This window comes from Cyclobacterium sp. (assembly GCF_014762705.1).
Taxonomy (GTDB): Bacteria; Bacteroidota; Bacteroidia; order Cytophagales; family Cyclobacteriaceae; genus Cyclobacterium.
The window spans coordinates 155,599-168,488 of sequence record NZ_JABURL010000023.1 but is presented as its reverse complement, the minus strand read 5'-3'; the positions used below and the strand labels follow the sequence as shown (position 1 = coordinate 168,488).

The window sequence follows — 12,890 nt, the reverse complement described above, 5'->3', positions numbered from 1 at the left end:
CCTACGTTTGAGCTTGCTGTAGCAGTAGTGCTGATGGCTGGCTTATCGCTGACTTCAGTATCACCGTTTACCAGACCGGAATAGGTGAAGGTCAATTCTGGATTCGCTTCGCCATATACTTTGGATTTGTTATCCGCTGTGATGGTCAATGCTGCTTGCGTAACTTCCAGTTCGCCGGCTACCAGCGTGATGGCATAGTTGTCGTCCGAGCCACCGGTTAAAGTTACCGGATACGTTCCTACGTTTGAGCTTGCTGTAGCAGTAGTGCTGATGGCTGGCTTATCGCTGACTTCAGTATCACCGTTTACCAGACCGGAATAGGTGAAGGTCAATTCTGGATTCGCTTCGCCATATACTTTGGATTTGTTATCCGCAGTGATGGTTAAAGGGGCTGGGGTTACCTCAAGGATCCCATTCACATAAGTAATATCGTAATTGGGTTTAGGGTCATCATCTGAAGCATCAATAAATGCAGCAAAAACAATCGTATTGGCACGTGTTCCTACATTGGTCTGACTTCCATCTACCAGCAATGCAATTACCGAATGCCCTGATACCAGTTCCCCAGATGTTATGCTATAGCCGTTATCAGTCAAGGCAGTACCGTCATAAACCTTAGTATTGCTGTCCGCTGTAATTTCCAGAGGTCTTGGTGTAATCGCCGCACTTAATCCGATAGGTTGCGCTAAGGTATAATTTCCTGTATCGGGCCCACTGATCGTGTAACCTGAAGCGGTGATGGCGATTCCCGGTCCCACATTGGCATCAGCAAAAGTAGCTGTAGGTGTACCAACCAGATCAACATCATCTCCGGATACTACACCGTTCAACATCGCAGTTCCACTGAGGGTAGCAGCTGTATTCCCGTCATAGACTTTATTCTCTCCTGTCAAACCTGAAACGGTCAACGCTTTGGCCACAATTTCTCCAGTGCTAAAAACTTTGTTTTCAGGAGCTGCATAGCTGCCGGCATCAGCACCTCCAAGTGTATATACCACCGAAATTGTCTTTCCAACACCTACAGAGGGGTTATCATAAGTGGCTTCTCCCGACACGATAACTTCGTCTCCTGATCGAATTCCGGAAAGCAGGATATCCGAAACAACAGCACTATTGTCTCCGTCATAGGTTTTTGAGACAACTAAATCCTGGCTATCAATCGTCAATTGGATAATATCCTGGTAACGGTATAAGGCATAGGTGTTTCCAGCTTCCAAAACAGGTTCAAAGGTTGTCGTCATTTCATCCACTTCTTTGCGGACATTGGTCGAACCTCCCGCCAAAGCTGTAAGCCCTGTACTTGTAGGTTCAGAACCACTGAACAGCTTGACAATGCCGTTAGCACCAGTCGAAATGATCGGAGAATCGGACACGATAATATCTCCACCAGTCTCTGCACCGATGGATTCATTTTTACCAGCATTAAGTACAATAGCATCTGTTGACGTTGAGCTCGTGGTCAGATTTCCAGACAGTGTAAGGTTTCCACTGAGTGTGGTAATATCAATCAGTCCGCTTGCGTTTATGGCTCCCAGTGCCAGTTCATTTTGATCTATTATCTGGACATCAGCCGCATTGTTCACGGATAAACTACCTCCAAAATCATTGCTGACATTAGTCAATACAATATTATCCATGGCTTCCAGATTGGTACTTCCTCCAATTTCCAAAGCACCTGCGGTGGCAGTGAGTCTACCAGTCGTGCTGACAGAAAAATTTCCCTCTGTCTTAATGTAAGAACCGGACGTTGAAATGTTTAGCCCATTCCGGGTGGAGCCTGATGGCGTAGCATCCAAACTGATGGTACCCGCCCCAGATTCCAAAATACCTATGGCATCAGGAGTGAAATAACTATCTCCCAAAGCGATAGCATCTGAAGAACCATTTCCTACTCCTCTTACTGAAATGGTTCCGGCTCCATTTGTTGTTACCGGTCCTGCAATATTTACTCCTCTGGCATGTGTTACAATACTTGTTGCTTTACCATTTATAATGATATTACCCCCATCTGCATTAACAGCACCATTCATGGCCACGCCCCGAGTGCGCGCATTATTTTCAGCATTTGAAGGTACACTGGTATCGCCAAATGCAAATCCCACTTTGGGATCAGAACCACCCCCCATGGTCACATCTCCACCATTGGTGTTTATGGAAGCGCCTTGCATCATCCATATCGTTCCATAATTGGTGTCATTGGCCGGGTTATCTCCACTCGCCCTGCTCCAAAGTGTAAACGCATTGGCAGCAGTACTGCTTACATTGGCATCCGAGCCAAAAACAATACTCCCATTTGTTTTCAAAGTAAGTGGATCCTGATAAACTAGCGTGCCTTCTACCGTGATCAATCCTGCCCTATCGTCGCCTACTGTGATTTCCGAAAACCCATCTTCGAAATGAGTGTTAAACATTACCGCAGGCAATTGAAGCGTGCCTGTTGTCCCACCGATTCCAATCGTTGTACCTGCTGTTAGGGGCTTGATCGCTAAAATTCCGGAAGAAGCTATTCTCCCATCCGGAGCTGAACCACTGATATTGAGTTTATCACCAATGATTTCAATAGCTGCAGTGGATGCGGTAACATCCGAACCAACTTTTTGCCCAACTGCTCCCTGAATCAAAACCGGGTAGGGGCTTCCTGTACCGGCTGCTGTACCTTCAAGAATAATTTTGCCTGATTGAGATAAAACGGCTCCACCTGCAGCGATGGTGACACCGGATTGTTTGGCTCCTCCACCTTTGATATGTATGGTGCCATTTGCTGTATTTTGTACTGTAGAATAATGGGTGTATACACCCCAGGAATTAGAAGCCAGAGGATTGTTTTCTGCATAACCTTCCAGAATAATGGCTTCTTCGGTGGTATTGGCATTGGTGATCAGACCCGGTCCGCCAGGTGCCTGACTCATTTCGATTCCGTTGGCGTTTCCGGAAGTGGCATCTGCATAGCCATACATGTATATCGTGCCTGTTCCACTGTTGATCTGGGTACCTCCCAGGATTCGAATTCCGTTTATGTTGCTTGTCGTACCCGAACTTGTACCGGATTCATTGGCAGGAACAGCAACGAGTACCGTAGCACCGGTCCGTCCTCTACCATAGAATGCCAGGTTTCCACCGTTGGTTTGAATGTCCGTCTTGACCAATGTGATTCCATTCGAGTTGGTCGCATTTCCTCTTGCTACTCCATCACCGACAGTCAGGCCATTCCAGGTAGTAGAGCCGGATCCACCGCCCATCCAAAGATGACCTCCATTGGTTTGGATAGATGCGCCTTGTGAAGTAGTGTTCCAATCAGACCAAACCACCCCATTCTCATCACCATCGGCATCTGCCCAAAGGATCAGATTAAGGGGATTTCCGGTAGCAGTGATCTCACTTCCAGGTCTAAGAACTACATTACCACCTGCTTGTAAAGTAAGGCTTCTCGCTGCTGCCAAAGCAGGTGCAACCGTTGCCTCAATAAATACATCAGTTTCCGCCTCAATGGTGAGATCACCTGAAGCCAAAGCATTGGTAACTTCGCTTATATTGACCTTAGCCCCATCAACCAGTGGAATTAAAGTTCCGCCACTTAACAACCAATCAGTAGCAGGATCACTGGGATCATTGGTAATTGTTATCGCACCGATTGCAGATGGAGGACCCAGTACAATAGGGTCGGGATTTGATGCTCCATCCAACTCATGTCCACCACTTGTTGCTGTTCTAATCCAGGTCCATGCCGAGGATCCTTCATTTTTATTGGTTACATTTTCGATTATTATTTCTACCTGAGACCCGGAAGGCAAAGTTGGATCCACTAATCTAATATCGATCAATGACTTGCTCCAATTTCGAACACCAAAATTCACCCTGTCAATCTCTACATTATTGATTTTTATGGTTACATCTTCCTTCTCAAGATCGGTAATGTAATAGCCATTACCACTTAAGCCCAAAAACGGTAGTTCCCATCCATTGCTATTAATCGCATACAATAAACTGGTGGGGTTTGCTGTAACAATCTCATAACTGAAGGTATACGTAACCCCTGTAGCACCTGCAGCAAGGTTATCTGCAGACCATGAAAAATCCACTAATTGTGATGCCAGGGTGGTAAAACTCTCCACTCCCCCATAACTTGTTCCCGCACTATTGGTTGCATAGGCCTGAAAATGGTAATTAGTGGACGGGTTTAAACCGGAAACACTTTCCTCAAAAGTTCCGGTGCCACTGCCATCCGAAATTTTGGTTACACCACTTTCTCCAATGGTCGGGGTATTGTCAGATGTAGCATATACAAAACCACGTTCGTCTACTGTTGCTCCGCCATTATCCGTCACTTCCCCGCTGAAGGTAGCTTCGGTAGCCCCGATACCTGAGGCAACGACGGTGGTGACAGATGGGGCACTATTGGTAGAAGCTGTCGCAGGTGAATACGTTACGTCACTTAATACCGTGGTAGCATTATTGTCAGGACTTCCGGAAAAGGTGATCCTAAACTCATCTATAGAATCAAAATTAGTGTTACCAGAAACATCCACATTTTGAATGGTGTTTTGAGTGAATGTAATCGCTTTGGTCGCTCCGCTTACTGCCGAACCATTATCATATCCAGTCAACGTGGCACTTGTAGTATTGCTGATATTAAACTCTATGGATATATTGTCAAGCTGGAAGTTGGTGCCATCTGTCCGTTTAAAGCTATAGTATGAATGCGGTGAATTCATTGTGAATGTAATAGCATCACCATCACCGGATGTATTTCGGGTAATAATACCGCTCCCTCCTCCTACTGATTCAAACGTGTAATTAATTCCATCTTCTGACATGGTAAGGTTACCCGTACGTGGTGATGAGCCAAAGGAAGCAATCGTGGTAAACCCCCCGGTAAATTCCAAGATCGTTTCAGCACTTGATGCGGCAGTAGTCGTAAAACTCTCCTCTGCACCATAACTTGTTCCTTCTCCGTTGATGGCGTAGGCGCGTACATAGTAAGTAGTTCCGGCAGTAAGTCCGGTTATAGCTTCTTCAAAGGTTCCCGTTCCAGTGCCATCCTGTACTTTGGTATCGGAGGTCGTTGGACCTGAACTTATCCCATACACAAACCCACGCTCGGTTACGGCATCGCCACCGTCATCGGTTACATTTCCGCTGAAGTTGGCGCCGGAGGAGGTTATGGAGGATGCAGCTAAGGTGGTTACGGTTGGCGTTACGACAGAGGATGGGATAATATAAGCTACATTATCCAAATAAAAATTTATATCTGCAGCTTCGATCCATACTTCATCAATATTCGTGAAGTCGGGGTTTGCCGAGACATCTATAAGTCCATTAAAAGTCACATTTACCGTACTACCTACTTGAACCCCATTTCTACGTGCTTTTAACGTTCCGCTGGTGCTTGCTCCTACACCTGCTTCCTGCAAGTATATGCTAGACAATGTAAATTCACTGCCATCATGCCTGCTAATAGTCCATTTTGTAATACCTCCTATATCAAAATTATTGTCATAAAGAGCTCCAGTACCCGCGGCTCCTTCGTTTGATTTAAAAGTTATCAAATCGTTTGCGGCCGGAGCGTTTATTTCAAAATTCAGAGGCCCAATAGCAGTTGACTTACCTAAGATATTAGAAATAGTATTCGTAATATTCAAAGCATTAAAATCAAGTATCCCAGGCCCTGAAGGCACTGCACCGGAAACTATATTGCTTAATGTTATATTTTCTATTGTAAAAGCATCTACAGAAACGGTACTTGGATTAATTGTTATTTCAATTTCTGAGACTCCTGTTACCGGCAATGAGGCGTTATTATCAAAAAAATCACCTATTGACACTCCAGACATTGAAGATGTAAGCGATTTTGTGCCATTCAATGTCATGGTCCGAATAACTGTTCCTACAGCATTTCTAAAAACAACCTTTGTGTTTGTTGTGTAATCTGCAGCAGAAGCAGGATCTAAATAATTAAAAATACTTAAATCGTTTACGTCAAAAGAAACGGCATTTACGCCATCAGCCTTCAGCGTAATTACATCAGTACCTGCTGGAGTTGTTAGTTTTGAAAATAATTCTGACCCCACTTTTGAGCCAGTAGTTCCAGTAGCATTATTACTAACCACTAAAACAGAATTTGTTGAAATTGTTTTGAAACCAGGCTCCGCAGAATCATCAGGCCCTAGCCCTCTAAACTGTTTAAAAGACTGAGCATCGACCCGAAATAAAGAAAGAGATAAAATAATGAATAATAAAAGTTGAGTAATATTTTTCATAAAGGTCTTTTTTTGATTTTAATGAAACGGAATGGACAGACAGACCCGAAAGCCTTAAGCCCTGTTTTTGTTACGATATGTCTGACTGCACAGAAATTCCCACCCACGGAAAACCTGATACCAATGAGAGCGCATAAAAGTCCGGATCGGCATTGATTTGACCTATACCATCTGAAATGCTCCCAGAAATGATAAAGCTAAACATCAGCAAGGCTGTAAGGCCCTCAGTCAAAATTTTTTTAAGGTTTAAAAAGGGTATTGATTTTTTCATTGCTGTATGGTTTATAAAAAGAATCGTGTTTTATAAAAAGTCCAAAGTCTTGATTTCCCTAACCCGATGAAAAAGGGAAAACCTGCAGAAATTGGAAAAGTACTATTATGCTAATATCCAGCTATTGGCTAGGCCTGCTTATTGGCTTTTTGGAAAGAGTGCGGTTCATTGCTGTATGCTAAAATTTTAAAAATAACTTAATATTCAGGTCGGAAAGATAGGTGGGTTTAGAGAATTATGCTTTGAAAAAATCTCCCAAAAGCAGTTTTCTAAACACCTAGTCAAAAAAGTCCATTTTACAGAACAGGAAATACAATTTACGACTCAGGAAAGGCTTGTGTTAATTTTTTGAAAAAGATAAAGTTTTGTGAAATTTTCAAAATTGGGTAGTCTTTGGTTCAAAAATGGGGAAAATTCCGCCATGGGATTCTGTTCATTTGATCCTATAGCAGGTGAAAATTTTCATTTCCCTTCATCCTTCCAGGGTAAATAATTTAGGCTTTCATGTGATTATAATTGTCTTTAAGTTGCCACATGGAATCTCGCATGTTGGATAATCATTCCTCCCTGTGTCGCCTCCGACATGCTCGATTTCAGGAGTTGTTTTCCCCGGATTGATAATGGGACCAATATTCACTGGGACTTACACCCATTTCCTTTTTGAAAGCATTAAAAAAAGTAACCCTGCTGTTGAAGCCGCTATCCCTGCTTAAAGCATCAAGCGTGCGGCTATCCAGATACCCTTCTTCCAATTTGTCAATGGCGTATGCCACCCGGTAGTGATTGATCAGTTCTCTAAAGCCTTTGTGGAATTCGTTCTGAATCAGAATACTGAGGTCCCTGCTATTCACACCTGCCATAGCAGCAAAGTCACCCACTTTTAAATCCTGTTGGAGAAAAACCTGCTTCTGGACCAATAAATCATTTATCCGCCTGATCGTACCCTTGCTTTGCGCATCAGGAGTTGCTTTCTCATCCAGCTTCAAATCGGTACTATCCGGTAGTGTATCTGGCGGGTCTGCCATTTGATTTCGCTCCAGGCCATATAATTTTTCGGGATTAAGGTGAAGATAAATGCTCAGAAAGGCAATGCCCATCAACGTAACCCAGGTAAAAAATGACAGCAAACCGGGCAATTGAAAACCGGCCAGCGCTTCAATAATCCAGAAGGTATGGTAAGAAAAGTACCCGAAAGTAATCAGCACAAATAAAAAGGTAGCAATGGAAAGGGGGTGTCTCAGCGCTTCTCTATTCAGGGGGTTGATCCAGTTCGGTTGGTACCGGTACATGAGCCAAAGTGAGTAAGCCAGGTAAGCGGACATCAGTAGTATCCGGAAGCTGTCCACCGCATAGGTGGGGACAAATCCGTCTGCATACAAATTTAATGTCTTGGGATCCGCAACAAACATTTTAGCTAATTCCAGCTTACGCTCATGGCTTAGCAAGTAAAATGGCATTAAATCCAACACATGCAATACCGCAGGAATAAAATGAACGGTATCCTTTAGAACCAAGCTATTCCTGTCGAAAAGGGAATTTCGGATATAAAAATAGAAAAATGGAGCAGTCAAGAACATCAGTGGATTTACCGTCCGCATGAAATGGGGAAAGCGTAAAATCCATCCGGCATGAAACCATAGAAAATAAACCAGAAAAAACAAGCTGTAAAAAAGTAAAGACCAACCGAGAAGATAGGTCCTGGTACCCATTCTGTAACTAATGACGATCAAAACGATAGCATTGACAGTTGCCAAAAACAAAATATTAATAAATAATAGTAAGCTTACCTCCATGCTAATTGAGCGTCCTCCTTTATCTAATTCAGTGCAAGATATAAAAGCCAAACAGGTATGACTTTATCTCTCAGGGTTTAATACAAAAATAGTGCAAATCAAACATAAGTAAGTACAAACTGTTGATTTTAGGGTACAAAATAGCTAGTATTTAAAAAAAATAAAAATAATAAATAGATTTGTAGTTTATACTTTGCAATAAACCTAATCGCATGGGCCTGTCACCCCTTAGGGACCAACTTCATTTTAGCCGCTTCAACTTGAAGGAAACAAAACCAAAATGAGAAACGACTCAGGGAGAAAATGAAGCCAATCCCTTTACATTATCTCGGACTATTGAAAAGCCTTCCTACCAATAAGTCATTGCAACGGGCAAACTCAAAATCAGGAAAGATGCAAATACTCCCTGGCATGGCGCATGGCTTCCTGAGTGGTTTTCACCCAAGCTACTTTATTATCGGGCAATAATTCGGTGAGCTGCTGCTCCCTTTCGAGATCCGCTTTCCCTATTCTTCGTATGAAAACCGCCTCCACCCGCTTAGGATACTGCCTTATTATCTCTGCGTACAATTCCGGATCGTGCTGCCCACTGTCTCCGATTAATAAAAATCGTTGTTCTGGAAAAAAGTCCATGAGAAACCTGATTTTTTCTAGTTTATGGTCGTGATTCCCACCACCGGATTTCCAGATATTTTTCAGGTTTACATGGCTGTCCTTAAGTAAAATGGGGCCCAATGGGATTTTTCGGTACCTCAAAAAGTCACGTATCAGGTCAAAAAGACTCCAATCACTGCTGGATACATAAAATACAGGATAGTCTCCCTGGGCCGTGAGCATCCTGTAGAAATCGCTGACGCCTGGAAAAGGCCTTCTGGTGTAGGCATTTTTGGAAACGGATAACCATAACTTTTTTCCCAGGTTGGTCGCTTTGGAAACAATAATCGTATCGTCAATATCAGAAATCAGTGCTCTTGGATAGGTTTTGGAGATATATTGAATGCTTTTTTCCACCTTTCCTGTGTGAGTCTCCAGGTTTTCATCCGTTATCAGGCTCAAGCCAATGTGCTCCGGCCGCTGATGATCAGGACCCGACAAGGGAATCATCTTCTCAAAGATCCCCTCTGAATCCGTTTGCAGCTCCAACTGCTGATCTCCAATTTGAAGCAATAACCTGGCATCGGGTACGCTGCTATTGGAATATCTCCGAATAGTTGCCAATATATTTTGCAAAGCACTTTTTTTCTCAGATGGACGACTCTGGGTATAGGCCTCCACGACACGACCTTTCAGGAAAACATGGGAACTATTGCTCAACACCAAAAATACTTCAATACGGAGCTCATCCAGTTTTCCTATTTTTCTTTTGATTTTGGAAAGGGTATACCGAAAAGGCCAGGTGAGCCACCTGAAAACAAATATTTGTTTCATGTGTTACAATCGTTTTTTTAGGGGCATAACTTTTCCCGTACCTAAGGTCGGGATAGCCTTACCCTTCCCGGTAACTTCTGGGATCGGGGGATTCCAGCAAGGATAATTATCCCTCTGTGTATCCCTTTCGACAAGCCTGTCTTCCAGAGGCAGTCTTGACTTCATACTCAGGGTACCTCAAAACCCAGGCCAGCTGCATTCCTGACTTTAGAAAAGCCAATGTATTTCTTTACAAACAGGGAGTTTTTGACCAATAGTGCATCAAATAAGCTGGTTTCCCTGGCATTGATTAAAAACAACGAACTCTCGCCCATTTCAAACTTGGTTCTTTCCCCTTCCACCAACCTTTCCAAACCATTTATATTATTCCGGAATGTGGCAAGTTGGTTATTCAAAACCAGATAGGCATTGTACTCCTGCTCCAGTTTGGCCCTGAGCTGTTGGTATTTGAGATCCCTTTTGTAAGTGACCATATTGATTTTGGCTTTGGCCAATCCCAGTCCTCCTCTTTCTTTCCTTAAAAGCAATGGTGTGGAAATCTTAACCCCGAATTTATAGTTGTTTTCCAAAAAGCCCATGCCTTCGAGCCCACCAAAGGACTCGGTAAGGAAGTTGTATTTGAGTAAAACCTCAGGCTTTAGTTGTTCCGCTTTATACCTCCTGTCAATCTCCAGGTAATTGAGGTCATAATCCAGCAGTCTCAGCTCAGGATGAGTGGGGATCAATTCTCTGAAATCTTCCATGTCCGGTAAGCCCGGGGCATATTCGCCCAAAAACTGAGGAAAAATACCAGGTTCCAAATACAGCGGATTCTGATTATTGTCCCAAAGATATACATTCAACTCCTGGGTCCGGGCGAAGAAAACATTTTCGGCTTCCTGTACCTGTATGGATCGGTTTAGTACTTGCGTGTAAGACTCCACCGTATCAATAGCTGGTAAATCTCCTTGTTCAAAACTGGATTTGATACCTTCAAACCTGATAGAGGCCAGGCGTAAACCCTCCTCCCTGACCTTTAAGTTGGCATAGGCCCCCGCCCAGCTCCAATAGACATCTGTAGCATCCAGGTACAAATCGTTTAAGGTTTGTTTTCTTTCTTCCTCTCTGGCCAGGGCATAAATTTTCGCCTGTTGTAAGGCAGCTCTCCGTTCATCAATAAATAGACCTTTGCCAACATTCACTGCAGCCCCAACGGCCAACAGTCCATTTTCAGGCACGGTATTTTCCGAACTCAAATAAGTTCCGGTATTGCGTTCTACCATACCCTGAAGCTCAACTCCGCCGAATGTGGGTACTACAATGCCAGCCTCCTGTTTGTTGTAATATGCTGTACCCTGATATTGTTTTTCATCTATATTCCCGTACAATTTGGGGTCAAACCCTCCCCTGGCCATCCGTATTTCCTGCCTTCCCAATTCCAGGTTAAGATCAGCCTGTCTGGCCACCGGATGGTAATCCAATACCCAAACCAGAAAATCAGTATAGTTCAAGGTTTCCTGGGCCTGCAGGGGCACGGCTGCGCCCATCCAAAGAAAACTGAATACAATTAATCCATATTTCATGTGTTTATAATTTGTTTTTATAGGCCACATGGAATCTCGCATGCTTAATAATCATCCCTCTGTGTGACGTTCTCGTCATGCTCGATTTCATCTGCTCATAATTGTTTTTTATTTGCCACATGCCTGCCTATCGGCAGACATGAATCTCGCATGTTTCCTCCATATAGTAATCGGGGTTATCGGGGCACCCATCCATGTATCGTCTCCTTTAAGCTCGATTTCATTTTGTTTGATTTTTCATTTCCCTGACCTCTTTTAGGGTATAATAGTCAGGTGGGAAACCATTCATTTGTCTCCATATCTCATACCAAACCGGCACATCATTCAACAAGGCTATACCATCCGCTCCGGAACCGATACGTAAGGCCTCTGGCCATGGCTCCTCATCCGGGTCTGGTACTACCAATAAGCGGTATTGGTTATTGGTACTGGTGAAATTATCAATGGCATACACCCTCCCACCAAAGGTGCCATTAGAGAGCTGTGGCCAACCTGAAAAAACAATGGCTGGCCATCCGTCAAAAATAAACCGGATCTTATTGCCCACATCCACCAGGGGCAAGTCTATGGGATCAATGTACATTTCTACTGCCAGTGAATAATTTTGCGGCATGATACTTACTATCTCTGCCCCTTCCTTGATCGTCTCTCCCAGCCCCACCTGTATGGCCTTTGTCACATAACCTGATTGGGGCGCCAATACGTAATACATGCCTGACCTCACGGTATAATTGGATAGCTCATTGCGCAATTTGGTTACCGTGGCTTCGGCATCATACTGGTTGGATAAGGCAGAAAATTTCTCAGAGTTGACCTTAGCCAGTTTATCCTGAAAATCATTGTCTATGGCATTGAGTTCCAAAGTGGCTGTGATGACATCATTTCTGCTGCTCAGCAGCTTGTTTTCGGCACTGATTTTCTTGGCCTGTGATTCCTGCAGCTTTATCCTTCTTGTTTCCAGATCGGTCAATGATTTCAAGCCTTCATCATAAAGCTTTTCCATCCTTTCATATTGCCTTTCTGCCACGATTAGGTTTACTTTTTCCGCCTCCAGCATGATACTGTCAGACTCCACGCTTAAATTGGCTTGCTGCAACTTGTTCTGGGCTTGTTCTTTTCTTAGCTTGTTGTTTTGGCTTAGTGCCTGCAATTGCCGATCCTGGGCTTTGATCTTTTCTTCATACGACTTCACGGAAAGTTCTTTGGCATTTACCTGAAGTCTCGTCCTGTCCAGTAATTGGGGATCCATGTACTGTTCCTTCACCTCCGAGATGAATAGAATCGTATCCCCCTTTTGAACAAAATCCCCTTCCTGCACATACCACGATTCAATCCTTCCGGGTATCACGGAATGAATCGTCTGGGGCCGGTGTTCTGGCTTTAAAGCCGTTACCATTCCCTGAGATCGAAAATTCTGCGTCCAGGGTAAAAACAAAAAGACAAATCCTGCCAACAATATATACAAAAGCACCCTGACCCGCTTTCTGCTCTGATCGCTGGGAATGGTCATGCGGTAACTATCAAACAAAAAGGGATTGATATTCCCTTTTATGGAGTTTTTGGAAATATTAAGCATGGC

The 12,890-nt window shown here is 43.7% G+C and carries 6 protein-coding genes; all 6 read right to left on the bottom strand.

The genetic code is table 11. The features are described 5' to 3' along the window. The coding region (locus HUJ21_RS03735) for an MBG domain-containing protein (protein ID WP_291367432.1) at positions 1 to 5,831 on the bottom strand (5,831 nt) is incomplete at its 3' end. Between the two features lie 496 nt (positions 5,832 to 6,327). Then, on the bottom strand, positions 6,328 to 6,528 hold the full coding sequence (locus tag HUJ21_RS03730) for a hypothetical protein (RefSeq protein ID WP_291367431.1): 201 nt from the start codon (positions 6,526 to 6,528) through the stop codon (positions 6,328 to 6,330). Positions 6,529 to 7,121: 593 nt separating this feature from the next. Further along, on the bottom strand, positions 7,122 to 8,321 hold the full coding sequence (locus tag HUJ21_RS03725; RefSeq protein WP_291367429.1) for a helix-turn-helix domain-containing protein: 1,200 nt from the start codon (positions 8,319 to 8,321) through the stop codon (positions 7,122 to 7,124). Between the two features lie 384 nt (positions 8,322 to 8,705). Then, entirely contained in the window at positions 8,706 to 9,749 is a 1,044-nt protein-coding gene (locus HUJ21_RS03720) for a phosphatase domain-containing protein (protein ID WP_291367427.1), read from the bottom strand. A 167-nt stretch (positions 9,750 to 9,916) separates the two neighbouring features. Next, on the bottom strand, positions 9,917 to 11,311 hold the full coding sequence (locus HUJ21_RS03715; protein WP_291367425.1) for a TolC family protein: 1,395 nt from the start codon (positions 11,309 to 11,311) through the stop codon (positions 9,917 to 9,919). Between the two features lie 220 nt (positions 11,312 to 11,531). Then, positions 11,532 to 12,887 (bottom strand): HlyD family efflux transporter periplasmic adaptor subunit, encoded by a 1,356-nt coding sequence (locus HUJ21_RS03710; protein WP_291367423.1) that lies wholly within the window; start codon positions 12,885 to 12,887, stop codon positions 11,532 to 11,534. Positions 12,888 to 12,890 lie beyond the last annotated feature (3 nt).

Coding starts and splice junctions, on each gene's coding strand:
- HUJ21_RS03730 (WP_291367431.1), bottom strand. CDS start 6,528: ATGAAAAAATCAATACCCTTTTTAAACCTTAAAAAAATTTTGACTGAG.
- HUJ21_RS03725 (WP_291367429.1), bottom strand. CDS start 8,321: ATGGAGGTAAGCTTACTATTATTTATTAATATTTTGTTTTTGGCAACT.
- HUJ21_RS03720 (WP_291367427.1), bottom strand. CDS start 9,749: ATGAAACAAATATTTGTTTTCAGGTGGCTCACCTGGCCTTTTCGGTAT.
- HUJ21_RS03715 (WP_291367425.1), bottom strand. CDS start 11,311: ATGAAATATGGATTAATTGTATTCAGTTTTCTTTGGATGGGCGCAGCC.
- HUJ21_RS03710 (WP_291367423.1), bottom strand. CDS start 12,887: ATGCTTAATATTTCCAAAAACTCCATAAAAGGGAATATCAATCCCTTT.